This is a genomic window from Sagittula sp. NFXS13 (assembly GCF_040148795.1).
Lineage (GTDB): Bacteria > Pseudomonadota > Alphaproteobacteria > Rhodobacterales > Rhodobacteraceae > Sagittula > Sagittula marina.
The window spans coordinates 154,604-181,072 of record NZ_JAGEMH010000004.1 but is presented as its reverse complement, the minus strand read 5'-3'; the positions used below and the strand labels follow the sequence as shown (position 1 = coordinate 181,072).

The 26,469-nt window shown below is 61.5% G+C and carries 23 protein-coding genes and 2 pseudogenes; 9 read left to right on the top strand and 16 right to left on the bottom strand.

The window, feature by feature from the left end; all coding sequences use genetic code 11:
* Positions 1–35 precede the first annotated feature (35 nt).
* Genes J4E08_RS11625 through J4E08_RS11610 form a run of 4 tightly spaced genes read right to left on the bottom strand, consistent with a single transcriptional unit; the run spans position 36 to position 4,256 of the window.
* Complete coding sequence (locus J4E08_RS11625; RefSeq protein ID WP_349538639.1) at positions 36–1,013, bottom strand: sugar-binding transcriptional regulator; 978 nt, start codon at positions 1,011–1,013, stop codon at positions 36–38.
* A 3-nt stretch (positions 1,014–1,016) separates the two neighbouring features.
* The gene (locus J4E08_RS11620; protein WP_183967341.1) at positions 1,017–1,682 is read right to left on the bottom strand and encodes a class II aldolase/adducin family protein; all 666 of its coding nucleotides are present in this window, start codon (positions 1,680–1,682) and stop codon (positions 1,017–1,019) included.
* Positions 1,675–2,742, bottom strand: a complete 1,068-nt coding sequence (locus J4E08_RS11615) for a zinc-binding dehydrogenase (protein WP_349538638.1) — start codon at positions 2,740–2,742, stop codon at positions 1,675–1,677. The genes J4E08_RS11620 and J4E08_RS11615 overlap by 8 nt, the downstream gene beginning before the upstream one ends.
* Positions 2,739–4,256 (bottom strand): FGGY-family carbohydrate kinase, encoded by a 1,518-nt coding sequence (locus tag J4E08_RS11610; RefSeq protein WP_349538637.1) that lies wholly within the window; start codon positions 4,254–4,256, stop codon positions 2,739–2,741. The genes J4E08_RS11615 and J4E08_RS11610 overlap by 4 nt, the downstream gene beginning before the upstream one ends.
* Before the next feature lie 115 nt (positions 4,257–4,371).
* Between J4E08_RS11610 and J4E08_RS11605 the strand changes: the two genes are divergently transcribed.
* From J4E08_RS11605 to J4E08_RS11590, 4 genes are all read left to right on the top strand, one after another.
* A complete protein-coding gene (locus J4E08_RS11605) occupies positions 4,372–5,340 on the top strand; it encodes a sugar ABC transporter substrate-binding protein (RefSeq protein ID WP_183967335.1) in 969 nt (322 codons plus the stop codon).
* Positions 5,341–5,449: 109 nt separating this feature from the next.
* Positions 5,450–6,970, top strand: a complete 1,521-nt coding sequence (locus J4E08_RS11600) for a sugar ABC transporter ATP-binding protein (protein WP_349538636.1) — start codon at positions 5,450–5,452, stop codon at positions 6,968–6,970.
* Complete coding sequence (locus J4E08_RS11595; RefSeq protein WP_183967331.1) at positions 6,960–7,937, top strand: ABC transporter permease; 978 nt, start codon at positions 6,960–6,962, stop codon at positions 7,935–7,937. Before J4E08_RS11600 ends, J4E08_RS11595 begins: the two co-directional genes overlap by 11 nt.
* On the top strand, positions 7,937–8,923 hold the full coding sequence (locus tag J4E08_RS11590; protein ID WP_349538635.1) for an ABC transporter permease: 987 nt from the start codon (positions 7,937–7,939) through the stop codon (positions 8,921–8,923). Before J4E08_RS11595 ends, J4E08_RS11590 begins: the two co-directional genes overlap by 1 nt.
* Positions 8,924–8,937: 14 nt before the next feature.
* On the opposite strand, the gene J4E08_RS11585 is transcribed toward J4E08_RS11590, so the two are convergent.
* Both J4E08_RS11585 and J4E08_RS11580 read right to left on the bottom strand, forming a co-directional pair.
* Positions 8,938–11,199: a molybdopterin-dependent oxidoreductase gene (locus J4E08_RS11585; protein ID WP_349538634.1), complete on the bottom strand. Its 2,262-nt coding sequence runs from the start codon at positions 11,197–11,199 to the stop codon at positions 8,938–8,940.
* Positions 11,196–12,263: a zinc-binding dehydrogenase gene (locus J4E08_RS11580; RefSeq protein WP_349538633.1), complete on the bottom strand. Its 1,068-nt coding sequence runs from the start codon at positions 12,261–12,263 to the stop codon at positions 11,196–11,198. The genes J4E08_RS11585 and J4E08_RS11580 overlap by 4 nt, the downstream gene beginning before the upstream one ends.
* A gap of 94 nt (positions 12,264–12,357) precedes the next feature.
* On the opposite strand from J4E08_RS11580, the gene J4E08_RS11575 reads away from it, so the two are divergent.
* The 3 genes and pseudogenes from J4E08_RS11575 to J4E08_RS24525 all read left to right on the top strand — a co-directional run.
* Positions 12,358–13,281 carry a transketolase gene (locus J4E08_RS11575; RefSeq protein WP_349538632.1) on the top strand — a complete coding sequence of 308 codons (924 nt, stop codon included), beginning with the start codon at positions 12,358–12,360 and terminating at the stop codon, positions 13,279–13,281.
* Positions 13,282–13,294: 13 nt separating this feature from the next.
* Positions 13,295–14,299 (top strand): transketolase family protein, encoded by a 1,005-nt coding sequence (locus tag J4E08_RS11570; protein ID WP_349538631.1) that lies wholly within the window; start codon positions 13,295–13,297, stop codon positions 14,297–14,299.
* Between the two features lie 115 nt (positions 14,300–14,414).
* Positions 14,415–14,790: pseudogene (locus J4E08_RS24525) on the top strand (transposase); the annotation flags it as partial.
* 929 nt (positions 14,791–15,719) lie between these two features.
* On the opposite strand, the gene J4E08_RS11565 reads toward J4E08_RS24525, so the two are convergent.
* The 6 genes from J4E08_RS11565 to J4E08_RS11540 form a co-directional block, all read right to left on the bottom strand.
* On the bottom strand, positions 15,720–16,556 hold the full coding sequence (locus tag J4E08_RS11565; RefSeq protein ID WP_349538629.1) for an HpcH/HpaI aldolase/citrate lyase family protein: 837 nt from the start codon (positions 16,554–16,556) through the stop codon (positions 15,720–15,722).
* Positions 16,553–17,803, bottom strand: a complete 1,251-nt coding sequence (locus tag J4E08_RS11560) for a CaiB/BaiF CoA transferase family protein (RefSeq protein WP_349538628.1) — start codon at positions 17,801–17,803, stop codon at positions 16,553–16,555. The genes J4E08_RS11565 and J4E08_RS11560 overlap by 4 nt, the downstream gene beginning before the upstream one ends.
* An 85-nt stretch (positions 17,804–17,888) precedes the next feature.
* Entirely contained in the window at positions 17,889–19,403 is a 1,515-nt protein-coding gene (locus J4E08_RS11555) for a tripartite tricarboxylate transporter permease (RefSeq protein ID WP_349538627.1), read from the bottom strand.
* Positions 19,404–19,418: 15 nt separating this feature from the next.
* Positions 19,419–19,862 (bottom strand): tripartite tricarboxylate transporter TctB family protein, encoded by a 444-nt coding sequence (locus J4E08_RS11550; protein ID WP_349538626.1) that lies wholly within the window; start codon positions 19,860–19,862, stop codon positions 19,419–19,421.
* Between the two features lie 84 nt (positions 19,863–19,946).
* Positions 19,947–20,915: a Bug family tripartite tricarboxylate transporter substrate binding protein gene (locus J4E08_RS11545; RefSeq protein ID WP_349538625.1), complete on the bottom strand. Its 969-nt coding sequence runs from the start codon at positions 20,913–20,915 to the stop codon at positions 19,947–19,949.
* A gap of 38 nt (positions 20,916–20,953) precedes the next feature.
* Positions 20,954–21,706: an IclR family transcriptional regulator gene (locus tag J4E08_RS11540; RefSeq protein ID WP_349538624.1), complete on the bottom strand. Its 753-nt coding sequence runs from the start codon at positions 21,704–21,706 to the stop codon at positions 20,954–20,956.
* 281 nt (positions 21,707–21,987) lie between these two features.
* On the opposite strand from J4E08_RS11540, the pseudogene J4E08_RS11535 reads away from it, so the two are divergent.
* Positions 21,988–22,187, top strand: a pseudogene (locus tag J4E08_RS11535) (transposase); the annotation flags it as partial.
* A 342-nt stretch (positions 22,188–22,529) separates the two neighbouring features.
* Here the strand turns inward: J4E08_RS11535 and J4E08_RS11530 are convergent.
* From J4E08_RS11530 to J4E08_RS11515, 4 genes are all read right to left on the bottom strand, one after another.
* Positions 22,530–23,048 (bottom strand): DUF421 domain-containing protein, encoded by a 519-nt coding sequence (locus J4E08_RS11530; RefSeq protein ID WP_349538721.1) that lies wholly within the window; start codon positions 23,046–23,048, stop codon positions 22,530–22,532.
* Complete coding sequence (locus J4E08_RS11525) at positions 23,048–23,704, bottom strand: DUF998 domain-containing protein (RefSeq protein ID WP_349538622.1); 657 nt, start codon at positions 23,702–23,704, stop codon at positions 23,048–23,050. The genes J4E08_RS11530 and J4E08_RS11525 overlap by 1 nt, the downstream gene beginning before the upstream one ends.
* Before the next feature lie 315 nt (positions 23,705–24,019).
* Positions 24,020–24,448 (bottom strand): PACE efflux transporter, encoded by a 429-nt coding sequence (locus J4E08_RS11520; protein WP_349538621.1) that lies wholly within the window; start codon positions 24,446–24,448, stop codon positions 24,020–24,022.
* Positions 24,449–24,552: 104 nt separating this feature from the next.
* On the bottom strand, positions 24,553–25,671 hold the full coding sequence (locus J4E08_RS11515; RefSeq protein WP_349538620.1) for an HPP family protein: 1,119 nt from the start codon (positions 25,669–25,671) through the stop codon (positions 24,553–24,555).
* A 560-nt stretch (positions 25,672–26,231) separates the two neighbouring features.
* Between J4E08_RS11515 and J4E08_RS11510 the strand changes: the two genes are divergently transcribed.
* Entirely contained in the window at positions 26,232–26,432 is a 201-nt protein-coding gene (locus J4E08_RS11510; protein ID WP_349538619.1) for a hypothetical protein, read from the top strand.
* Positions 26,433–26,469 lie beyond the last annotated feature (37 nt).

Genomic DNA, 26,469 nt, shown 5'->3' with positions numbered 1-26,469 from the left:
AGCAGGGTCCAGAGGCGCGATGCCCTGACCACGTCCTAGCCGTTGATCAGGGCTTCGGCGAGCTCTCGGTCGGCCACAAGATGGGTGACGAGCCCGCCATGGATTGCGGCGCGGGTCGCATCCAACCGATCGTTGCCGCAGACGACGAGCAGTTTCTTGGGGGCTGCCTTGATATCATTGATCGAAGCCGCGATGATCCGATCGTAGGGGGCTGTGCGAATTTCTTGTCCGTTTCCATCGATGTAGCGGCAGCAAATGATCCCTGCGGCACCTTGATGCCTGGCGGCTTCCAGCTCTGCGATTGAGGCGATGTCGGCGGCGGCCATGTGGGTGTCGCGGCCCAGGTGACCGACGGCGGCAATGGTCATGTCGAGGCTCGACAGCCGCGCCAGCTGGGTTTGAATCGTGACTTCGGACTTCAGAGCGCTGGCCAGTTCCGCGCTGGATACGATGCCGGGGGCGTGGAGCGTATGGCACTGGGCCCCCAGCTTGTTGGCCACTTCGATGGCGCAGATCTCGGATGCCGGGACGCGCGCGGATTCCTGCGAGCCGATAAGCTGGCACACCTGCGTCCCGGGCACGGAGTTTCGCGGCATGGCATTGGCGACCGCTGCAATGGTCTCGCCCCAGGCGACGCCGATCCGGTCGCCGGGTTCGACGATGTCGAGAATGGCCATCGAGGCGACACGCGCCACCTGTGCCAGCTTATCGCTGCGGCGGGTCGAGCCGTCCTCGATCCCGTCTACGGCAATGTAGACGTCCTGCAGACTGTATTTCTCACACAGGTCGCGCGACAGGCTGGAGGCTGCCAAATGCTGCCCGTCGACACGGATCTCGACGATGCCCCGCTCCCGGCAATCGCGCAGCATATTGACGATTGTGACCCGCGACAGCTTATATCGCTTGGCAATCTCGCTTTGTGTCAGGCCCTCGCCGTAGTACAGCAAGGCGATGTTGGACAGGAGCGCATCCTTGTCGCTTTTGACGGTGGGGAGTTTCGAGGGCTTATTCATCCATCAATCTTTAACGATTTTGCTGCCGGATTGCCCATAGTTTTTGCGGAACCAGTCATAGCAGCGTTCGATTTCCTGGCGTGGCAATTCCTCGACCGGGCCGCGGGTCATGGCCAGATGCGTCGTCATGGCAGCCTCTTCGAGATACATCGCGTTTGACGTGGCCTCTTTTGCGTCGCGCCCCATGGTGAAGACGCCATGCGCCTTGACGAGCACCGCCCAGCCCCCTTCCGCGGCCTCTATGATGGCCTCTCCGGTGTCCACTTCGCCCGGCGTCGCGTACCGCGAGCAGGGCACGTCGCGGCCCAGCATGTGGGTGATCGGCGTCATCACTGCAGGAATGCGTTCGCCCCGCGCGGCAAAGCTGCTGGCATAGGGCGAATGGGTGTGCGCGACGCCGAAAACATCCGCGCGGTTGCGATAGATGTACAGGTGGATGCCGGTATCGACGGAGGGTTTGGCCGTCCCCTCGACCACGTTCCCGTCGAGGTCGACAACGACCATCGTGTCGGGCGTGAGCTTGGCGAATTTCACGCCGGAGGGCTTGATAACGACCAGACCTGTTTCAGGGTCCCTGCCGGAAACATTGCCGCCAGACCCGACCACCAACCCATTGGCAGGCAGTTCGTGGTTTTGTTCGCAGACGAGTTCCTTCAGCGCCTCAAGCATGAGCCTGATCCTTTTTGCTATCGGGGATTCCGTGGGGATAGACGACGATCTTCAGGGATTTTTCGGCTTCGACCAGCATCTTGAACGCCTCTGCGCTGTCGTTGATGTCAAAGCGGTGCGAAATAGCCTCCTCGGCCTTGATCCGGCCAGCTTCCAGCAAGCGGATGTAGCTGTAGGTGTCCGTATGATCCGAGCTGTAGCGAGAGGTGATGGTGATCTGGTCGAAATAGGCCTTGTGGCCGCTTTGCACCCAGTCCGTGTCGGGCGGCATCGGCGCGCCCAGATGCAGGCATCCGCCGACTTCGGTCAGGGCAAGCGCCTGATCCCATGCAGAGGGGAACGGCGCGATAACGATCACCGTATCGGCCAGACGCCCATTGTTGAGCGCGCGCATCGCTTCGACGGCATCCTCGGTCTTGGGATTGATCGTGTGGGTCGCGCCAAAGAACTTTGCCTTCTCCAGCCGCCAGTCCGAGAAATCCAGCGCCACCACCTTGCCAGCCCCGAACAGCGGCGCGAGATGCACGAAGCCCTGCCCCATGAAGCCCGCGCCGACCACGGCCACGGTATCACCCGGCTGGATCATGCAGCGTTTGAGCCCGGACAGCACGCAGGCCCAGGGTTCAATGGTGACGGCGGCCTCATCCGAGATGCTGTCGGGCAGCTTGTGCGTGTCCATCGCAAGGTGCTGGGCTGTGACGCGGAAATACTCGCAAACGCCGCCGGGATCGAGCTTCATGGTCTTGTAGAACGGGTCGCGGGTAAAGTGGCCGCGGCGGGACAGATGGCTGTCCACTCGACCGACGTGATGGTTCACGAACACCCGGTCGCCGATCTTGTAGTCGGTCACGCCGGCGCCCACCTCGACCACCTCGCCCGAGGGTTCGTGGCCCAAGACCTTTGGCTCCGTCTTGTACCACGCCATCGTCTCGCCCCCGCACAGCCCGCAGGCGCGGGTCTTGAGCAGCAGCTCGCCGGGGCCGATTTCAGGGACCGGTCGCTCTTCGATGCGAATGTCGTCGATGGCGTATTGGATCGCCGCTTTCATCATGTTGCTCATGGCAAAGGGTCCTTGACTGAATTGAGGTCTTTTTGCAGCCGCCGCATCGCGGAAGAGATCATCTCGTAGCGTCGGTAGACTGCGCTGTAGGCGGCGTGTTTTTCGGGATCGGCCACATAGGTGGTCGTGTCCTCGTCGCGCCGCACGAGGGACATGGCATCGCCCGCGCCAGCGGCGGCTGCACCAAGGCAGGCCGCCCCCCACAGGCCTTGGTCCGATTGCAGGCTGACCACCACGTCCTGACCGATGATGTCCGCAATGATCTGACACCAGACCGTGTTGCGCGACCCGCCGCCCGTCAACTGGACAGGCTCTGTCGGCAATCCGGAGTGGCTTTCAAAGCAGTGGCGCAGGCTCATAGCGGTGCCTTCCATGACCGCGCGTCCCAGGTCGGCTTTTGTCGTGTCGGAGCGCATCCCGTGGAAGGCCGCCGTCATGTCGGCAGCGACGAAGGGCGCGCGTTCGCCGTTCAGATACGGCAGGAAGGTCACCCCGTTCGCACCGACCGGAACGCTTTGCACCAAGGCATTCAGCTTTGCCGCGACTTCCGAGGGTGTGTCGCCACCTAGGCTTTTGGGATGCAACTGGGCGAACCAGTCGAACGCCGCCGCGCCGGTTGAGGGGGCAAAAATGCGGATGATCGCGTCGCTGGTGGCGTGCAGCGCTGACGCGCCCACGGGGACCGGAACGCGGTCCGCCACATCGGTCAGGATGTTGACCACCGCCGTCGTGCCCATGATCAGCATGGTCTGGCCAGCCTGATCGAGGCCCATGCCGACAATCATCGCCGCCAGATCGAGCGTGCCCACCGAGACGGGCAATCCTTCGGGAAGCCCGGTGGCGCGGGCGGTTTCTGCAGTCAGGCCGCCCAGCCGGTCCGAGGCGCGACGGGGGGATGCCAACCGGGTCTTCAGCCCCTCGCAGTCGACTGACGCAAATTGTTCGTCACTGTAGCGACGCGCATCAAGGTCGATGAAAGGGATCGACCCATTTGACATGTCCGTCGCCACCGCCCCTGTCAGGCGATAGCCGATCCAGTCGGCGCAGGTGAAAACGGTGGCGACCCGAGAGGCCACATCAGCGTGCTGCGCCTCCAGCCAGCGCCACAGCATTGCGGATGTGCCGGGCCAAAGCGACGTGCCTGACCCTCTGCCGATGGCGTCGGTCCGATCGGTATCGACAAGCCCTTCCAAGTCGGCCGCCGCGCGCGTGTCATTCCACAGCATCGCGTTGCCCACCGGCCGCCCGTCTGCGTCCATCGCCCACAGACCATCACCCTGACCGCAAACTCCGACCGACTGGATCGTCGCACCGTCGCAGCTTTGCGCGACCTCCGCCAGGCACGACACTGCGCCTTGCCAGACCTGCTCCATATCCTGTTCCGCCTGACCGGGACCGGCCCGCAGGACCTTGTTGCTCCGCTCCGCCCGCGCCACGCAGGTGCCGTCCGGTCGATAGGCCGCTGCCTTGATCGCTGTCGTCCCGACGTCCAGGCCAATTCTAATTTCGTTCACGTGCCGTCCTCCCGATTTATACAAATGAATTGATTGTTGACATTTGTAAAGAAGGTTGTTCTGGTTCTGACAACAGGTACGAGGAGGTACCTTTTGCCAACCGGGAGGAATAATCATGAAGAAACTGTTAGCCGCCACCAGTGCGATCGCGGTGTTGAGCGTGTCCACCGCCTGGGCGCAAGACCAGCTAAGCCTTGAGGGCAAAACCATCGGCGTCGCTGTCGTAGGAACACAGCATTTCTGGGACCGCGAAGCCTTTAACGGCGCAACCAGCAAGGTGGAAGACCTTGGCGGAACCGTAGTGGCTGTCGATGGTGGCCGTGACAACCAGGTCCACGCCGATAACCACGACGTGCTGATGAACCGTGGCGTTGACGCCGTGATCTCGATCCTCGGTGATGGCTCTGTCGACCCGAAGTTCGAAGCGCTGCAAGCCGCCGACATTCCGGTGTTTTCCGTCGATCACCCCAGCCCGTATGTGGTGAACAACACCACGTCGGACAACTACTACATGGGCACCACCATCGGTCGCTACATGGCCGACGCCATGGGCGGCGAAGGCAAGGTTGCCGTGTTCAACGCGTTTGAAAACTCCCTTCGGATCTGCGGCATTCGGACCGGCCTGTGGAAATACGTTTTGCAGGACTATCCCGAGATCGAAATCATCCAGCCCGAGCTGGCCGAAGAGTTTGCCAATGCGCCCGAGGATGCGCGCCGCCAAACGCTCGACCTGCTCAGCCAGTATCCCGAGGGCGAGCTTGACGCCATCCACGTGGGTTGCTGGGATCAGCCAGCCATCGGCGTCGTGCAGGCGCTTGAGGAAACCGGTCGTACCGACATAATCGTGACCGCGCTCGACGGTGGTCCCGACACGATGGAAATCATGGCCGAAGAGGGCAGCCCCTTCGTGGCCAACGTGGCCCAGCAGCCGCGCCTGATCGGCCAGACCGCCGCAGAAAACGTGGCGCGCTACTTTGCCGGTGAGACCCTTCTGCCGCAGACTTACGTGGACGTGGTGCCGGTCAACGGGCCGGAAGAAGCCAAGGCCGCCTACAAAGAACTGGGCTACGGCGAGATCAAGTAACCTTTTATATTGTTGGCAATGCGGCAGCCGGTGAAACGGCTGTCGCGACCGTTAGACATATGCGGATCTTCCCGCATGTGCACAGCTCTTCTTCACCCGACGAGGCGACATGACCGAAGCAGCCTTTCAGCTGAGCGGAATCGTTCAGACATTTCCCGGTGTCCGCGCGCTCGACGGAGCCGACCTGACGATCTGCCCCGGCGAAGTCCACGGCCTCGTCGGTGAGAACGGTGCCGGAAAATCTACGATCATCAAGGTCTTGGCCGGTGTTTACCAGCCTGACGAAGGCCGGATCGAGGTGGGCGGCTCCTCTGTTTCCCCTGCCACGCCAGAAAAAATCCGCGATGCCGGAATCCGTTTTATCCATCAGGAACTGCATCTTGTGCCACATTTCACCGTCGCGGAGTCGGTGTTTATGGGGCAGGAAATTTCCGGCCCGTTTGGACTGTCCAAGAGCAAGATGCGCAGCCGCGCGGAGGATTTCATGCGCGATGAGCTCGGCACGGAATTGCCGGGAAATCGCCTGATCCGCGACCTGGGCCCGGCGGAGCGCAAACTGGTACAGGTCGCACGCGCGCTGGTCGATGGGGCCGCGAAGGTCGTCGTCTTCGACGAACCTACAGCCCCGCTCGCCAGCGAGGATGTGCGCACGATCATGACGGCCATCGCACGGCTGAAATCGCGCGGCATCGCCATTTTGTATGTGTCGCATTACCTCAACGAAATCATCGACATCTGCGATCGCGTCACTGTCTTTCGGCAGGGCAAGAACGTTGCTGTCTTCGACGAGGTCACCAAGGATACCGGGTCAGAGCTTGTTTCTGCCATGATCGGGCGCGCGCTCGACAACTTCTTTCCCACCACCGACCGCCAGCCGGGCGAGGTTAGCCTGCGACTGGCCGATTACGACGATGGGAAGACCTTCTCTGATGTGAACCTCGACGTCCGGCGGGGTGAGATCTTTGGCATCGCGGGTCTCATCGGATCGGGCCGCGAAGAGCTGATAGATGCGCTTTACGGGCTGCGCAAATCGCAAGGCACACTGACGCTGGACGGCGCGACGCTGGACACAAAGAACGCGGCGAAGGCGGTGGCAAACGGCATGGTCCTTGTCCCGCGCGACCGACGCCACGACGGGTTGGTCCTGCCGATGACGGTGACCGAGAACGCGACGCTGGCCACGCTCGACGAGAACGCAAGCTTTGGCTTGATCGACCGTACAAAAGCGCGGTCTGCGACCGAGCGGCTGATCAAGGACCTGGACATCCGGCCCGCCAATGCGCTGGCGGTCACCCGCTTCCTGTCGGGCGGCAACCAGCAGAAGGTCGTTCTGGCCCGCTGGCTGGCCAAGAGCGCCAGGATCTTTATTTTTGACGAACCCACGGTCGGCGTCGACGTGGGTGCGAAGGCAGAGATCTACCAACTGATTGAAAACCTCGCCTCTCAGGGCGCGATCATCGTGATGTCATCCTCCGATCCGGTGGAACTTGTCGGCACCTGTGATCGCGTGGCCGTGATGATGCGCGGCGAAGTCCGCACGATCATCGACAAGCCGGAGCTCAACGTGGACCATCTCGTGGCGGTCACAACCGGCGCCACCACCGTTTCGGAGACCGGATATGCAAGCTAGCGCGCGACACCAGAGACACCGGCTGGCGACAATCGTCGGGCTGTTGCCACTGATCATCTTCCTGGCCTTGTTGCTCTACGTGGGTCTCAACGCGCCGAACTTCTTGACCGTGGTAAACCTGAAACTGGTGCTGACGCAAAGCCTGACGGTTGTCTTGTCCGTCATTGGACTGTCTGCCGTGGTCATGGCGGGCGGTGACGATGTGGTCTCCGGCGGGATTGACCTGTCGATCCCGGCCACGGCCGTGCTTTGTGCCGGGATCGTCGCGGTGATGACCAGCGCGGGGCAGCCGGTCATCCTGGCTGCCGGAGCGGCGCTGGTCGCGTCGATGCTCGTCGGCGTCGTGAACGCGGTGCTGATCACGCGGCTGCGCATGGCGCCGCTTCTGGCCACGCTGGCCATGTTCGTGGCCGTGGTGGGCATCACCAATGTCATCACAGAGCGCAAGCGGCTCAACCTGAACGCAGACTCCATCGCCGCGTTGCGCGGCGACATCGTACCCGGCATTCCGCTTGGCATCCTGCTCGTCGCAATCCTCAGCCTGCTTGCCTGGTTTTTTCTGCACCGCTCGAAGTGGGGATTGAACCTTCAGGCGGCCGGCGGAAGCCGTGACGCGGCCGAGATCTCGGGCATCCGCGTCGACCGGCTGGTTGCGCAATCCTACCTTCTGGCGGCGTTCATGGGGTTCGTGACCGGGTTCTTCATGCTTGCAAGGGCCAACGGCTACTCCCCCGGCGCGCAAGACAACCTGATGCTTGAAATGGTGCTGGCGACCTTCCTCGGGGCCGCGTTCTCGCCACGCCGGATCGTCACCGTCTGGGGCGCCATTCTGGGGGCCGTGTTGGTCGCGGCGATCTCCATCGGGCTCAAGACCATCGGGGTGAATGTCTTTTGGACCGACCTCATCAAAGGCGCACTGATCGTGATCGTCGTGGCGCTGTCGGCAATTTCACAACGGGTGCAGTGATGGATACTTTTGCAAATAAAAACTGGCTCTCGCCGCGCAAGATCCTGATGCGCTTCGGCTTCTTGATCGTCTTTGCAGCCTTCTTTCTGTTCTTCGCCGCCTGGAACCCGGTTTTCGTTCAGGGCCAGAACCTGCTGAACATCGTCGAGGGCTCTGCCATCCTGATCATCATTGCGCTTGGGATGACGCTGATCGTGGCAACCGGCGGCATCGACCTGTCGGTGGGCATCGCGCTGGACTTCGGGGCGGCCTTTGCCGTGGTGGCAATGAAGTCCTACGGCATGGGGTGGTTCCCGGCAGCCTGCGTGGGGCTGCTAGGCGGGTCCCTGGTGGGGCTGCTGAACGCCGCGCTCGTGGTCGGGCTGCGGATCAGTCCTTTTCTGGCGACGCTGGGCACGTTCTTCATCGGGTCATCTGTTCAGCGTATTTTCACCAATGGCGGCGGGCCGATTTCCTATCGCCAGATGCCTGACGGTTTTCGCAACATCGCGCAGGGCAACCTGTTCGGAATACCGACCGAAGTCATCATCGCCGCCGTTCTGGTGGTGATCTATTATCTCGTACTGGAACGGTCGGTCTGGGGACGGCGGGTTCATGCCATGGGGATGCAGCGGTCCGCCGCAATCGTCGCTGGCATTCGTGTGAATCGTATCCTGATCGCGTGCTTCGTCTTTGCCTCGATCACCTGCGCGGTGGGCGGGCTGATCGCAGCGGCCAACATCCGCATGTTCACGCCGCTGTCCGGCTTTGCCTACCTGCTGGACGCCATCGCCGCCGTGTTCATCGGGGCGGCCCTGCATCCGCGCGGGCGACCGAACGTGCTGGGCACGCTCGCGGGCGTTCTGTTCCTGGGTATGGTCACGAACGGCCTGAACCTGATGGGGCTGAACTTCAACACCAAGGATGCGCTTTCAGGAATAATTCTTGTGTCGGCGCTGGCCCTCGCCGTGGCGCAGCGCAACATGCGCAGCGCCGACGGCGACTGAGCACCCTGCCCTCGTCAGGATGCTTTGACAGGTGGCGTGTCGATGGTCAGGTCCGGCACCCCGCCGGTCCACTTCTCTGCCCGGACGAGGCAGGAATGAGCGGTATTGCCCTGCGACAGCTCTGAACAGCCAACGTCGCGGGTCAGGGCGTTCGGGTTGCCATGCACCTCCAGCCGCGCGCCGTTGACGATCTGGGGATCGAACCAGGCCCCGGTGGGCAAGAACACGCAGTCGCGCCGCAGCCCATCGTTCAACCGCACCCCTGCGAGGCATGCGCCCCGCTCGTTGTAAAGCCGCACCATGTCCCCGGCGACAAGGCCAAGAGCCGCCGCCGTATCGGGGTGAAAGCTGGCCGCCTCGCGCCCCTTGATCTTGTCGGCCAGCGCCTCGGACCCCCGGTCGTTTTGAGAATGCAGCCGGGTGTCCGGTTGGCCAGAGACCAAATGAAGCTCATCCGGCTGCGCCCGTGTCAGACATTCGGTCGGCTCCATCCAGGTGGGATGACCGGGGCAGCTCGGCAGGCCCAGCGCGCCGATCCATTCGTTGGCAAGCGTGATGCGCCCGCTTTCCGTGGCCAGCGCATGGGCCTCGGGGTCTGCCACGAAATCGCCCAGCGCGATCCGCGTCTCTGCCGCGTCGGGGATGTCGAACCGCCCCTCTGCGCGAAAGCTGTTCAGGTCGGGCAACGCGAACCCATGCATCTTTGCAACCTCCTGCGAGCTCTCCCAAAGCCAGTCGAACCAGCCCTCGGTGTCACGCCCTTCGGTAAAGGCATCGCCAAACCCCATCTGTCGGGAGAGGCGGGCAAAGATCTCGTGATCGTCCAGCGCGTCGCCGACGGGGGCGTGGTACCGCGACATCCACAGCAGCGTCGGATCACGCCGGTTCATCAGGATGTCTTCGCGTTCGAGCGGTGCGGTGGCGGGCAGGACAATATCCGCCCGACGCGCCGTGGCCGTCCAGCTGTGGTCGTTCACGATGACCGTTTCGGGGCGCGTCCAGGCCTCGTCCAGCCGGTTGAGGTCCTGATGGTGGTGGAATGGATTGCCGCCGGTCCACCAGATCAGCTTGATGTCGGGATAGGTCCGGGTCTCGCCGTCGTATTTGTAGGCACCGCCGGGGTTCAGCAGCATGTCAGCGATACGGGCCACGGGGATATAATCGTCGACCGGGTTGCGTCCCTGCGGCATCGACGGCCAGGGGATCAATCGTGTCGCGCGCCCCACCGGCGTGGTCGAACCATAGCCAAAGGCGTACCCGGTGCCCGGCTGGCCGATCTGACCGATGATCGACGCCAGCGCCAGTCCGGCCCATAGCGGCTGCTCGCCGTATTCAGCGCGTTGCAGGCCCCAGGCCACGGCGATCATGCTTTTGGACGCCGCCAGATCGCGGGCCAGGTCACGGATCACCTGCGCATCGAGGTCGCAGATGGACGCGGCCCACTCGGCAGTCTTGGGCGTGCCGTCCGCAGCGCCGGTCAGGTAATCGCGGAACGTCTCCCAGCCGCTGGTGTAGCGGGCAAGAAATGCCTCATCCGCCAGACCGGCGGCATGGATTTCATAGGCCAGAGCCAACAGGCAGGCGGTGTCCGTGCCCGGACGGATGGACAGCCATTCCGTTGCACCGTCGCCACGGGCGGGCGACAGCTCGATGATCCGGGTACCCTTGGCGCGCATCTGCTCCAGCCATGGGCCGACTTCGTGCGTTGTGGTCCCCGACGAGGTGATCTGCGCCGTGCGCCGCGAAATGCCGCCGACCGCAAGCAGCAGCTCGCAATGCTCCGCGACCAGCGGCATCGCCGTCATCTGATCCTGAAAAGCCTTGTTGCTGAGACCGAGGATATGCGGAAACAGCACTTCGGCGGCGGCATGGGAATAAGTGTCGCGCGACGACACGCAGCCGCCCGCAAGGTTCAGGAACCGCCGCATCTGGCTTTGCGCGTGGTGGAACCGGCCCGCACTGGACCATCCGTAAGATCCACCGAAGACGGCGCCGTTGCCATGCGCCTCAACCGTGTCGCCCAACGCCCCGGCGGCGAGCGAGATCGCGCGTTCCCAGGACACCTCGACATAGCTGTCGCCACAACGGTTCCGGCCCTTGTCGCCGTCCAGCCAGCCCTGCCGGATGGCGGGGCGCAGGATACGGCTTTGCCGGTCCTGCGAAGCACTGGCCCAGCCGCGTCCAATGCGCGACGGGTCGGGGTCGCTCGCCAGCGGCATCAACGGGCCGCCGGGTTCGAACTGGTAGCTGCCCCAATGGGAAGATGTGTATTTCACGAAGCCTCCGTGCCGTTCGGCTCAAAAATGACCTTGATCTGCACTTCGTCCGGGTCCGGGGTGCGGACGATGGCAGTTTCAAACTCTTCCAGAGGATAGGAATGCGTCACGCAAGCGTCACCGTCAATCAGGCCCCGCCCCATCAGATCAAGCGCGGTGGCATATGTAAACGGCGCAAGGTGGCCGCCGCGCAGATCCAGTTCCTTGAACTCGCCAAGGATGTTGAGGTCGAATGGCACCGGATCCTTATAGACGCCAAAGACCACCATGCGCCCGGCCTTGCGGATCAAATCCAGCCCTTGCAGAAAGGCCGACCCCTGCCCCGAGGCCTCCAGGAATACGTCAGCGCCGCGGCCGTCCGTCAGGTCGTTCAGCGCGGCGCGCAAATCGGGGTCCTCGGGATGAAATGCAAGATCGGCGCCCAGCTTCAGAGCCAAGTCACGCTTGGGCTTGCCCGGATTGATCAGGATCAGCTTGCGCGGTGTCTTTAGCCGGGCGGCCTGGATCATGCCCATTCCGATAGGCCCTGCCCCGGCGATGACGACCACGTCTTCGAACCCGATCTCCGCGCGCTGAACCCCGTGGATCGCGTTCGCCAACGGCTCTGTATAGCAGGCCGCGCGGTTCGACACGCTGTCCGGCACTTTGTGGATCATCGCGTCCGCAGGATAGATCATGTACTCTGCCCAGCCTCCGTTCAGCGTCGCGCCCAGGACATCCATACTGTCCGACAGGTGGTAGAGACCTCGTTGGCGAAAAAAGTCATTCCCGTAAGTGATGTTCAGCTCGGCAATGGCACGATCGCCCACGGACAGCCGATGCCGCGCGCCTGCGTCCTCGCCAAGCGCCACAACCGTCCCGGTGAACTCATGCCCAGGCGTGAACGGAAACCTCAGGTCCCACGGCCCGGTTGCGTTCCACATGGCCCTGTCAGCGGCACAGACCCCGCTGGCGTCGACCCGGACCAGCACTTCACCCGGCCCCGGTTCTGGTACGTTCAGCCCGGTTTCAAACCGATGCTGTCCGCCGAAACCATGGCACCGAATAGCGTTCATTCGTCTCATGTCGCACCTTTCCAAGACCGGGACTTTGCAATCATCTCTTGTTTTTTACATTTGCATCTTTTAATGACATTTGTAAAGATCAGAGGAGATCCCCGTGAGGAATGAAAAGACGACGGAAGATATTTCGCTTGGCATTCGCCGCCGCGTGTTTGAACACTCGATGCGCAACAACGGCGGATATCTCAGCCAGGCGTGTTCGGCGGGCGAACAGCTTGCCTGGCTTTACAACGAAGCGCTGAACCTTGGTCAGCCAACGCTGCCAATGATTCCCAAACCGTTCGAAGGCGTGCCCTCTCCGAACAATCCCGACTATCACACGGGCGCTGGCTACAACGGCCCGGCGGGGCCTGAATACGATCGACTCTTCATCGCCCCCGCGCACTACGCGCTGGTCGCCTATGCCACGCTGATCGAGGTCGGACGTATGGCCCCCGAGGGCCTTGAGATGTTCAACCAGGATGGCTCCTCCGTCGAGATGATCGGCGCGGAGCACAGCCCCGGCATGGAAGTCCACAACGGCACTTTGGGCATCGGCCTGTCGACGGCAGCGGGTCTTGCCTTTGGGCGCAAGCGTCGCGGAGACACCGGCAAGACCTGGGTCTTCATGTCCGACGGGGAGGTCCAGGAGGGCCAGACCTGGGAGGCGGTGCAGGCCTGCGCCTTCCACAATATCGAGGTCAAGGCGATCATGGACGTGAACGACCAGCAGTGCGACGGTGCGATGGACAGCGTGATGGAGGTCGGCGACCTGCGCACCAAGTTCACCAACTTCGGCGCCCATTGCGTCGAGGTTGACGGTCACGACCTGAATGCCATCCGACAGGCGTCGCAGGAAAACCACGAGGGCAAGCCCCTGATCATCCTGGCGCGCACCAACCCCTTCCACGCGATGTCGATCCTCGAGGAACGCTTCCCGCGGCTTCATTACGTGCGGTTCAAGTCCGAAGACGAGCGCGCGCGCATGAACCAATCCATCGCAAAAGATCTGGGCGTCGACCCGATCGATTACGCCCACTAAGGAGACCCGACACATGGTAGAAATGGTTTCACGCCCCTACGCGTCGGCCTTCGAGAAATTCGCAGCCGGCAATCCCGACATCCTGTGCCTTTCGGCGGACCTGACCTCGTCCTGCGAGATCGACGGCTTCCGCGATCGCCATCCCGATCAGTTCCTGTCAATGGGCATGGCGGAACAGAACATGATGAGCTTCGCCGGCGGACTGGGTCTGGCGGGCTATCGCCCCTTCATCCACACTTTTGGTGTGTTCATGTACCGGCGTCCCTACGATCAGCTGATGGCCTCGATTGCCTATCCGCGCCGCAAGGTGCGCATGATGGGCTTCCTTCCCGGCGTCACGACGCCCGGCGGCATGACGCACCAGTCGATCGAGGATATTTCGGTCATGCGGTCTATCCCGAACATGACGATTCTGGAAACCGGCGACGCGACCGAAGTGGAATCGATCTGCGAAGCCGCCGACAGCATCGACGGGCCGGTTTGGTGCCGGGTGCTGCGCGGATCCGTGCCACGCCTGTTCGATACACCGATCAAGGTTGGCGAGATGCGCGAACTGAGCACGGGTGACGACATCCTCGTCGTTACCAGTGGCATCTGCACCGAGGAAGCCATGCGCGCCCGCGCCGCCCTGAAGAAAGCGGGCCTGTCGATCCGCCACCTGCACCTGCATACGATCAAGCCATTCGATTCCAAAGCGCTTCTGGATCAGATCGGCAGCGTGAAGCACGGCGTGATCACGCTGGAGAACCACGTCACCGAAGGCGGTGTCGGCAGCCTCGTTGCCGAGACGATGGCGGATGCCGGCGTCGGCAAGCGCCTGATCCGGCTTGGCTTGCGGGACACCTACGCCCATGGCGGGTCACGGCCCTACCTGATGCGCTATTACGGTCTGGATGCACTGGCGCTGGTCCGAGGAGTCGAAGACTTGATGGGGCAGGAATTCAGCATCACCGAAAGTGACCTCGACGCCGCCCGCGTCGACGAGGTTCACTCGCTGGTAAAAGCCGAAGCGCTCTAGCATCCACCCGGTTGGCAGAACGCTACAGCTATCACCACCGATCCACAGAAATGGTGGTGATAGCCGGTCATATTCCATCGAAACAGCGGGCCGGGTTAGCGCCCGTGTCGCTGCTACTGGGTTTGTGGATGATCTTTTGCGGATGACGGGGCTGAACTGTGCCGTGCCTGACTTAGCACCATCTGCCGACGGCAGAGGACCCTTGCGGTCACCATCTCGTGTCGCGGCTCGAAAGGCCCGCTGCATCTGCCTGTCGACGGCATCAGGATCAAGGCTGACGATAAAGGAAAATGGACCGCCCGAAAGCATAGCTACCGCAAACGGGTAGACAGTGTCACTCGGACCAATGGCGCGACATGGCTCACCTGGCGCAAGGCCCACATGGGACGCGAGGCGCAAACACTGGAAAGAGAGCCGTCGAGATAACTGCAAGCTATACCGGGGATGCATCGACGTTGCCTCATTTGCTCAACCGGAGCCCGCGCGATCAGTAGGTTGGCAGCGTGACTGACGATGGTGCGTATGGCACGCGTCTAATCCCAGCCAAGCAAGCCAATCAGTGCCTGTGCCGTCGCCAGTGACGACGCACTCCGCGCATCAAGATCTCTGGCTCGGGCACGCCGGTGGAGCTGGAGCGCATATCGCCGCCGGAGCCGCGGCCAGACAAAACCTCTCGAAACATTTCTCATGGAAACGGGCGGCCGCTCAGTGGATGCACTGCGCGAAACTACTCTGCCGAACCCTGATTGCACAGGATTTCAACCGCCACGTCGCGGGCGGTCATGTGCGCATCACGATCCTGAACCGCTTCAATGCGGATGACAGCCCTGTCACAAAAGACGTTGGATAAATCCGCTTGGGGTAAGGGAAAACAGTCCGTCAGCTGATGTGCAGAACTTAGTTTCGTGTGTTCGAGAAGCCCTCATAGGGGTATCGGCTTATTCTGAAGCCACTTCTGCTTTCGTGCCGGCTGTCACACACATCTTGCTTTGTCTAAGGTTTGTGGCTGCTGTCAGCGTGAACTGCAAGGGCGACACATCAAAAGGAGAAAAGCGCGGGCCAATCTGCGGGCTATGATTGGTCTGATGTCTGCACCAGAAAGCGCCGGTTTTTTTCGCAGTAAGGGGCTTTGATCCTGACCGGATCGCAGCCAAGCAATTTGCTGTCGGGTGCCCGGTTGAAGAGAGCAAGAGCACCAATGTTCTTGGCCAGATCAAGCCGCCCCCTGATCGCCCGAGCATGTTTCGGCTTGAGCGATGGCTTGCCGCCAACGATTGGCCATTGTTCCAAGCCGGATGACGCGCGCAAACGCCATGTAGGCGGCCCGCAGCGCGAAATAGTCATCAAGCGTTACACTGGACCAGAGGACACAGGCGCGCCACTGGCGGTGGCAAACCACCATCCTAGGGGCCGAATGCTTTTATGAGGCCTCGCCAACCTTGGCCAAAACTGCCTTCGCACGGTTCAGCACCGGAAGGTCGATGAATTCGCCGTCCAGCAGGAATGCTCCGGTGCCGGCGGCCGCGGCATCCTTGGCGGCGGCGACTATTTGGCGGGCGCGCGCAACCGCGGCTTCAGAGGGAGAGAACGCCTCGTTCAGTACCGGGACCACTTTAGGGTGGATACAGCTTGATCCATCAAAACCGAAGCGCGCAGCTTCTTTCGCGGCGGCCACCAGACCGTCGCTATCGTCGAAGTCAGCAATCGAGCGCAGCATGCCGAGCGAAAGCTTGCCTTCCGCCTTTGCGGCATAATGGACCATCAGCTTAGGTAGCTTCAAAACCTCCGGAACCGGTTCCGCCCCGGTCGAGGTGGCGAAATCCTCCGCCCCGAGGGAAACAGCCAAGACACGTGGATGCCCCGCCACCTGCCGCGCCTCAAGCAGACCGACGGCGTCCTCGATGATCGCCAGAATGTCGATGGTTTCGTCGTCTGCATCGCCCAGCTCCGCCAGAAGCGCATTTACGGCAGAAGCTGAGTCCGCCTTGGGCAACACGAGTCCCTGAGCACCCGCGGCAACGGCCGCGCGGGCATCATCCCCCATCCTCGGGCCGACATTTACCCGGACGTAGGCTTTCGCGCCGTTCTGCGCGACATGTGGCACAGCGACAGCAAGTGCCGCGCGCGCCGCGTCCTTCGATCCTTCCTCAACGGAATCCTCCAGATCAAGGATAACCGCATCGGCGCCGCGCTCATGCGCTTTGGCGACGAACCGTTCGGCACTGGCAGGAACGTAGAGCAGCGACCTCAATCTCATTGCGTCACCTCCTCGTCAGGGACTGCGATGAGGCCAGCGGCGACCATATCATCAATCTCTTCCGCTTCGTACCCCGCTTCGGCGAGGATCGAGCGACCGTGTTCACCAAGCGCAGGCGCCGGACACCGCAGCGTGCCCGGTGTCGCTGACATGCGCGGCAGAGGGCTGTGCATCGGAACGCTATCCAGTTCGGCGTCCGGCACTTCGACGAAAATTTCCCGGTCAATAAAATGCCGGTCCTCGGCGATATCGGCGATGGAGTACAGCGATGCCGCCGTTATGCCGTCACGCTCAAAGATCTCGAGCAGTTCGTCGCGGGTGTGTTTTGCCATCCAGCCGCCAACGATCTCGTCTACTTCTTCGCGGCGCTTGATGCGCTCCTCATTTGTCGAGAAACGCGGATCGGTGTTCATGTCCGGGCGACCGATGGTGTTGAACATTCGTGCCGCAGCATTCTGGACCGACGCCGAGACCGCGATATAGTGACCATCCTTGCTGTGATACACATTTCGCGGGCTCGACGTGTTGGATCCGTTTCCGACCCGCGGTTTCGGCGCGCCGGTCAGCCGGTAGTCGAGCGGTTCAGGCCCAAGGACGGATACCATGGCCTCAAGCAATGAAAGGTCAACGACCTGCCCGCGGCCTGTCTGTTCCCGCGATCGCAACGCCATCATGATGGCGTTGGACCCGTAAAGCCCGGCAATCATGTCGGCAAGTGCCAGCGGTGGCAGCAGGGGGTCTCCGCCCTCCTCGCCGTTGCGGTGCGCGAAGCCAGACATGCCCTCGACCAGAGTGCCGAAACCGGGACGCGGCGAATAGGGACCAGTTTGTCCAAAGCCCGAAACGCGAAGCAGAATGAGCTGCGGGAACCGCTTCGCTAAAGCATCGGGACCCAAGCCCATCTTTTCCATCGTGCCGGGGCGGAAGCTTTCGATCATCACGTCGGCCTGCGCCATCAGCCGTTCGAGCACCTCGAGCCCGCCGTCAGCGCGGAAGTCAAGCGCGATCGAGCGTTTGTTGCGCCCATAGGTTTTCCAGAAGGTGCTCTGCCCTTGCTGCTTCCAAGCGCGCAGCGGGTCGCCCACGGGTTGCGGCTCAACCTTGACAACATCGGCCCCAAAGTCGGCCAGCTGAAGGGAGCACATATTGCCAGCGACGAGTCGGGACAGGTCCAGAACGCGAACCCCGGTCATGGGACCTGTCGCATCGGCGTCGAAGTCCCGGGTGTGCCAGTTATGTTCGCTCATTGTTTAGCTTTCCGTCTATTGAATATTGGATGGGCCCCTCCCCCGCACTTGTGCGAGGGAAACTTGGACGGTGCAGTCCGCCGTATCATTCTCCGTCAGCTCCGGCTCGAAGGGCGCGACGCTTGGCGCGCACTTGTCCAAAGATGGAGAGCGCAATGATCAGCGCCATCAGGATCAGGATCGTCAGTGAGATGGGCCTATCGACGAAGATGCGCGCGCTGCCCTGCCCCAACATCACGGACTGCCGGAAATAGTTCTCGGCCAGAGGTGCCAAGACAACTGCCAAGATGAATGGGCCGGTCGGGTAGTCGTTCTTCTTCATCAGGTAGCCCAGCAGGCCAAAGATCAGCATGATCCAGATATTGAATGGGCTGTAGGCAAGCGAGAACGCCCCTACGACACAAAGCGCGATGACCACATTCGCCAGATTGCCCTGTACCGCGCGCAGCAGGTTGACGAAAACCGGGATGAGCAGCACGTTCGACGCCAACAGGAACGCGTTCGCCAGCACAAGGCCCGCGATCATTGCCCAGACGATATCTCCCGACGTTGTCATCAGGAGAGGCCCGGGCCGCAGACCGAACATGATCAGGGCCCCCAACATGATCGCCGTGCCGCCCGATCCCGGGATGCCCAGCGTGATCAGCGGGATCAGCGATCCGGGCACAGCCGCGTTATTGGTTGCCTCCGGACCGGCGAGGCCCGCAATGTTGCCGGTGCCGAATGTTTCCGGCTTCTTCGACAGCCGCTTTTCCATCGCGTAGTCGAGAAAGGTCGCTACCGTGGCACCAGCGCCGGGAACGATCCCGATCAAGGTCCCAAGGATTGATCCGCGCAGGGTCGGCGCCGCAGCCTCGCTCAACTCGGCCTTGCCGGGGATGAATTCCTTCATCCGAAAGCCGGGCTTGCCCAAGTTCAGCTTCACTCGTTTCTCAAGATTGTAGAACACCTCGCCTAAACCGTAGAGGCCGATAATAATCGCGACGAAGTCGATCCCTTCGATCAACTCCGGCACGAAGGCGAACCGGATCTGACCCGAGACATAGTCGCTTCCGAATGTGCTGACCAGCACGCCTAGACAGGTCACGAAGAAAGCCTTGGCGATCTGGTCTCCCGCCAGCAGCATCACGGTTGCAAGACCTGTTGCCATCAGCAGAAAGTACTCCGGAGGACCAAGGTAGATCGCATAGGAGGCGATGACCGGGGCGGCAAAAATCAGCACCAGCAATCCGAAGAGGCCGCCAATGAATGAGGAAAAGGCAGAGATGCCGAGCGCCATCGCCCCTCTGCCCTGTTGCATCATCGGATAGCCTTCCAGCGCCGTGATGATCGCTGGTGCGTCGCCCGGCGCGTTGATCAGGATCGAGGTGATGCGCCCGCCGTACATCGTGCCCATGTAGACGCCGGTCAACAGACACAGGCCGGACGCCTCGGGCATGCCGAACGTCAGCGGCAGCATCAGCGCGATGCCAGCAGAAGGGCCTAATCCGGGCAGTGCGCCGACCACCGTACCGATCAGACCGGCAGCAAAGATAACCGCGATGTTGAATGGCGTCAGGATGTCTCCGAACCCCATCATGAGATTGTTTAAAGCGTCCATTTCGGGGGCCTCCGATCAGATGACGGGGATGTTCAGCCACAGGCTGAAGATCCCGTAGATCGCCACAAGTGTGACGGCATTGAAGACGAGCGCCCGCGCCAGACCGTGGCCGAGAAACGCAAGCGAGATGATGACCATCACCACGTACAAGGGGGCCAGAATGGAGCCAAAGCCCATGAGCGCGGCCGCGCCGAATAGAAGTACCGCAGCAGACAATGCAGGAATAACGGCTTTGAACCGCTCCGCGAGGCTCTCGGGCAGGAACGGCCCGCCCGATTTCAACCGCGCCTTGACCACAAGGTAGGCCGCCAGAAGAAGTGTGAGTATCGCGAAGTTGGTTGGAACGAAGCCCGGGCCGAAACCTTGTCTTGAGAAGTACTGGAAGTCGGTACTCTGCAAACCCAAGACCACCGCAAAGACGGCCGTTGCGGCAATAAGAAATAGTTCTGAAGTCCGCATGGCAGCCTCCGACTGAAAAATGAGGGAAGGTAGTGGGTGGGGAAAGCGGGCTGCCTGCGTGATGCAGCCCGCAGCCAGTTTCTTTTAGTTTCCGATCATTCCAAGATCGGTCAACGTCTCGCGGTAAACGGCCTCGGTCTCGCCGAGGTAGTCGGCGAACGCCTGTCCTGTCACCACCAGCGGCACCACGGCGTTCGGCTCGATATACTCTTTTTGCCAGGCTTCAGTCTCGAAGAGTTCCGTGACCATCGCGATCAACGCGTCGCGGTCTTCGTCCGAGATGTCCGGTGCGGCGGTCAAGCCTCGGAAGAGCGAGATCGTGATGTCCACGCCTTGTTCGGCGAACGTCGGCACATCGGGAAGATTATCGATCCGTTCTTCGGTGCTGATCGCGAGTGCCTTGAACGTGTCGTTCGAAAGATAGTCACCCACCGGACCAGGATTGGCGATTGCGAAATCGATCTGGTTGGACAGTAGCGCGGTCACCACCTCACCGTCCCCCTGGAATGGAATGAAGTTCAGCTCCATTCCGGTCTTCTCAGCCAGCTGCATCGTCACGATGTGCTCGATGCTGCCAGCAGCCGTGCCGCCCACGTTCAGCATACGGTCCTCGGCCTTCAAATCATCGAGTGTCTCGTAACCCTTGGAGGTGTTTACCACCAGAAGCTCCGGATCGATGCCGATACGCGCGATCGGCGTAAAGCTCGAATAGTCGAGGCCGATATTCGACGTCAACGGAGTCGCGATGTGCGATGATGTGATCGACATCAGGTAATAGGGATTGCCTTCGCGGGCATTCAGATAGCCCATGGCCACAGCCGAGCTGCCGCCTTCCTTGTTCACCACGTTGATCGGTACGTCGGTGATGTCTTCTTGAGACATCAGGCGCGCCATGGTGCGCAGCATCGTGTCATGGCCGCCGCCTGGCCCATAGCCTGCCACAAATTCCAATGGGCGATCAGGAAACGCTTGCGCCAATGCGGACGTTCCCAGCAGGGACAGACCAACGGCGGCAATGCCGGCGGCTCTGGCCACGGTTCTAAAGGTCATCATCTCAATCTCCTCCTTACTGAGTTTCTTTTGCGCGCCCTTCAGGCACGGGGGTCTTCACCACGCCATCCGAGAGCGGCGGAGGCTTCCGCCGCGCCTGCTCGTACGATGGCAATGATATCATCAAGGTTTTCGGCCAGCCGGGCGGCTGGACCCGCGATGTTCAGGGCACCGACGACATCGCCACTGGCATCCCGCAATGGGGCAGCCACACCGGCGGCACCTTCGACGATGCCACGGCGGGTGACCGAGTAGCCGACCGAGCGCGCCTCTTCGACACGCGCTATCAGGGCCGCGGCATCGCCAAGCCCCTCGGCCTCGGCCTTGGCCGCTTCGTCGGCCAAGGCCGCATCACTCAAACCGGTCATGATCGCGATGCCACTGCTTACCTGTATGGCGCGGCGTGGTATCTCGATATTGCGGTCGTAGCGGATTTCCCTCTCGGGCAGGATCTTGCAGAGGTAGCGGACGTAGGCGCCATCAACGACTGCGATGAACCCACTTTCCTTGGACGCCATCACTGCCGCGTGGACTGCAGGTTCACAGCGCCGCACCAACGTGCCATGCGCCCCACCACCTGCGGACACCTCGCCCGGGAGACGAACGAGGCGATAGGCGCTGTCACCATCTCGTTCGACGTAATTCATGTCGACCAACATCCTGAGCAGGTTGAGCACGCTCGATTTCGGCGCCTTGAGTGCGGCACTGGCCTCCGCCAGCGAGATTGACCGGGTCTGGCTCGAAAACCATTCCAGCAGCATCAACACCCGTTCAGATCCTCGTCCCGAGCTCATCGGCCCCTCCCAAGTACCGTTCACTATATTGAACGCGTTCAACATGTAGAATTTTGTAGCCCAGCCTTTTTAGTCAGTCAAGGGACCTCACCAATCGAGGTGAAGTCGGTCATCCCGATCAGGAGGGGAAAGGGTGGGATGCATCAGCTGCGCCACGTTTCGGAAACCTTAGCGCAGTGGAGGAAGCGGACGCCGGTTGACGATCCGAAGACTGGTCCGAATGGGCCATGCTCGCCGCTCCGACTGTAATTGTGTCAGGGGGCTGGTGGAGGCTGATGAACATCGTCGCCGATACGAAGCGCATGAGGGCACGGATTTTCACGCCTTGTGTCTCTGGCTCATTTGGGGATCGGCACTGCCCCACCAGCCCCACATCCACATGATCGCGTCCGAAGGTGGCCTGTCACAGGACGGCACACGGTGGGCCGCCTGCAAACCAAGGTTTTTCCTGGATATGCGAGTGATGATGCGATTGTACCGATGCCAATACCGTGGACTTCCGCTGGACGGTTGACCGTATAAAGCCCGGGGATCGCCAAAAGGCGACGCAACTGCCCACGCCCGGGTTCATTCGTCGGTTCCTGTTTCCTCCGCGGCGACCGCCCTTCTGAGGTTTATCAACGCGGGCCATTATCGCGGGATGGCCACCGAAACGCCAAAGCCTGCATCGAAAGCCTTCACCGTAGCAGTCAATCGCGTCATCGGGCGACATCGTCTGGCAGAAGGACAGACGTGCGAGGCGACTGTGTCCGTTTGGTCAAAAAGCGATTGCCGGCTTTCGGCGTGACGGAGAAACAAGACGTTGCGGTTCTGCCAGTGAATGCTAAGCGCCCGTCTCGACGCCCTCCAGAAGAACACTCTCAAGGGTCTCTCCGTGGAGCACGGAAATGTCGCCCGTGACCTCGAGCACGACGGCACGAACGTCGCCAAGCTGCAGCACATTTGCGGCGCGAAGCTTGGCGATGATGTCACCGCGCGATGTTCGGGTGCGTCTGAGTGCGCTTTCCAGAAATTCACCGTCGCGCATCAATAGGGTGGGTGTGTTGTCAATGAGGGCTTCAAAATCGTCATGGTTGGCGCGATTTCGAGACAAGGTGTATTGGATACCGAGCAGAGCCGTGATGGCGATCATGGCTTGAAGCATCGTACTCCAACTGGTGGCTTGCACACATCCCGCCAGAAGCGAACCAATGGCGATGGTGGTCACGAAATCGAACGACGTCATTTTCGAGAAGGCTCGCAGACCGATCACGCGGACGCAAATCACCACCCATGACAGGCCGATAAAGGCCAGAAGAGTGCCACGCAAAAGGGCGTCGAGTGCCGTAATATCCGTGAACATCAATTCACGTCCCGCAGCTTGGATCGCTGGTAAAACAAATGTGCAAGCGACAGGATCAGGACGCAAGACAACGCGCCCAAATATCGCTCGTATAGGCCGTCGATGTCCGTGGGCAGAAAAAAGAACACAGGAGCCGAGACAACCCAGACAATGCCGGTGCCGTTCAGGATCGTCCGGTAGCGTGGACTGGCCCGAGCTGCGCCGCGCGCCAGCGCGAAACAGGCAACGGTCATCGCGATCCCGACGCCATAGACCAGGTAGACGTGAATTACCCAGCCTTCACTGTCGTTGTCGCCGTACTCGTTACGGGCCCCGATGAGAAACACCAACAACCCCAAGACAACGAGCGCGATGATGCCCACACTCCAGTCCCACGTGCCGAGATGGACATGGGCGGCCGATACGGCCAGGCCGATCAATGCGGCGGAAAAGGTGTAAAGCCCGATATCGACGATGAACTCGTATCGTCCCGCCCCGAGGTCGCTTATGGTATCAGCGATCCAATCATGATCGGGAACCACGAAATCCGCGACCAAAATGGAGCCTGCGAGCGCTACACAGCCAAAGACGGCAAGAAGACTGAGGCCAAGCAGAAGGAACGGTTGCTCCGCAACTTTGGCGGACAACTGATGATCAGTTTCGGCGGTCGGAGACATTCGGGTTCCCATCTGAGCTTGTTATACTCATCACATAGCCCAAGGCCCGACGTTTGAAACGGTCCGCATCGCGAACGGAGATTTGAGCGGCATACGTCGAACTTGGTCCGAGCGCGAAAATGCTGTTCAGACCGTCGATCAGGGCGGCCCCCTATTATCGCGCGTTTATTGCTATGCGTGCGCGGCGACAGATCGGGTGCGCATGACGTACGTGGATCGCCGCACATCGCGCCCCGTTCGGAACCGACCTGTGTACCCGTCGACGACCAGAGGCCAACGCAAGGAGCGCCCCTTCTTCGTCTACCGTGTCCCTTGTCACGCCTCGCAGTCGGGCTGACGCGGCGGGAACAGGGTATCGTATCCCCAAGTGAAGACGAAGGCATAGATCATGTAGAATGCCGCAAACGAAAGCTCCATCGCCACCACGGTCGCCAGAGAAAGGCTCAACCACCAGGCGAAAACCGGAAGCAAAAGAAGGAGCAACGTCACCTCAAACAACACCGCATGAACGACCCGGAGAGGAACAGTCTTTCGGGTGTCGCCTCGGCGCCAATGGAGAAGGTGATCGAAGCCCAGATTGAAGAGATAGTTCCATACGGTCGCTGCCGTGGCCCCGAGCACGACAAGAACGCCCATGTCACCCATTGAATGATCAAAAATCCAGGCAAAGAGGGGCGTGACAATCATGATACCGAGGAGCTCAAAGCTCACGGCCTGACGGATACGGTCTGCGGTGTTGCGCATAAAAAAAGGCTCCGAATGTTATTCGGGCCGTCCCGCGTGTTGACCATGTGGCCGGGCGGGGTCGTCCTCGCCTGCCTCCAGTATAAGATTGGCGCACCGGCTATTCAAGCAGACGCCGGCACTGCCGGTCGATCCCCGGCCCCATGCAGTAGCAATCCAATGATGTCGGAGCGGGTGAGGATGCCGAGGAGACGGCCATCTTGTGTGACCGGAACGACCTCGCTCCCCTGCACCGCCAGCCGATTGAGCAGCGCCCCGACGGGCAGATCGTGAGACACTGCTCGACCAGCCGGACGCATCACCTCCGACACGGTGCGACCGGACGAGCGCAGGCGCACCCCCGAATGACGCCCCTTCAGCTCCACGGCGCTGATGATATCCCCTTGGAGGACGAGCCCCTGCAATGTCATGTCGGGGTCCACGACGGGGAGGCACTTGATCGGATGGCGACCGAAGAGCCGTGCTGCCTCCGCAAGCGGCGTGTCGGGCCGCACCGTTATAAGGTCGGTGGTCATGACGTCGGCGCAGGTGGTACCGTCGAACCGGTGCTGCGCGGCTTCGGCTTCGGCAGCTGCCAGCAGACGACCCAGATCTGCGATGCCGACATTTGCCGACTGGTTGAACCGATCAAGCAATGCGCCGAGCTGTTCGGTCGACAACCCGAGCCGCGTCTCAGTCTCAGGCTCGCTTGCAGCCTCCGTTTCGGGCTGTCGAAACGGATACACCCGTCCGGTGGCCCTGTTGTAGGCTATGGCTGTGAGAACAAGCACGGCAGTAAGCAGCCCGACCGGCATCACCGCAAACAGCGGCCCCGTGTTCAGTGCCGCGGCCGGATCGAGCGCGGTCAGCAGTGCAACCGCGCCTCCCGGCGGATGCAAAGCCCGAACGAACATCATCGCGGTGATCGCTGCGCCGACCGCAACGCCGGCCGACCACGGGGCAGGAACAATCTGGATGACCACAAGCGCGACAAGCGCCGATATTCCATTTCCGACGATCGCTGACCACGGCTGGGCAAGAGGCGCGTTCGGAACGCAGAAGACCAGCACTGCCGTCGCCCCGAGAGGGGCCACAAGATATAGCGACGACGCTCCCAGGCTGGCTGCGAGGCTTACCAAGACGGCGCACAAGGTGATCCCGATCAGCGCGCCGATACCAGCCCGCAGTTGCTCGCGGCCATGAAACGCCGGGAGAGCCGGATAGAGATGTTGCCACGCCCGCATTTTAGCGCCCCTCCCAAAAGCGCCCGAAAACCAACCGGGCATTCGGGGGTATGCCTCAACCGATGGGAGGAAGTGAACGTTCGTTCTTTGAGAAAAGGAAATGTTCCCGGAGTCGCCCAACAGCCAAGGTCAGCATTTCGTGAAGGTGACGAAATGAATCAAATCCGACTGCTTGATCGCGGGGGGGGCGTCCGGCCGGGAGGTTAGCACGCGAATGCGTAGACAGATGACCCGCGATGGCCTGTCCTGCGTCCCCCGAGGAGGGCGCGCCCGACGGGAGAGAACGCCTAGTAACGGAGCGGCTAGATCACGGCACTTCGGGCGATGGCTCACCACCTGCAAATGGTCAGCATCGCCATTGGGCGGTATTGGCCTGATAGAACACACATGCAGATTGCTGAGTGTATTGCGGAAGGACGGCCGTGCAACCCGACCCGAGAAGGTCGCCCTGCCGACTGGCGCGATACGCGAATGATGCTGGCGCAGGATGCGAAGACGCCGTCGCGACGCACGACTACCGTTTTCCAAGACCTTCTCATGATGCACAGCGGGAGCACGACATGCGCGACAAGTCCCTGACCTTCGAAGGTGACGAAACAGTCACCGCCGATGTCATTCCCGCGCAAAATCTCCGGCAGCGGCCCCTTTCGGGCGCTGGAACGCGACGCGCCCTTTCATGGGCACAAGACGTCGACGCTGGGCGGTGCATCAACGAAGGCGGAATGATGGAAAACATCCGTATCCAACCGGTATTTTCCTGACGTCATTCACGGAAAGGGGCGTGCGAGGAGGTGCGCC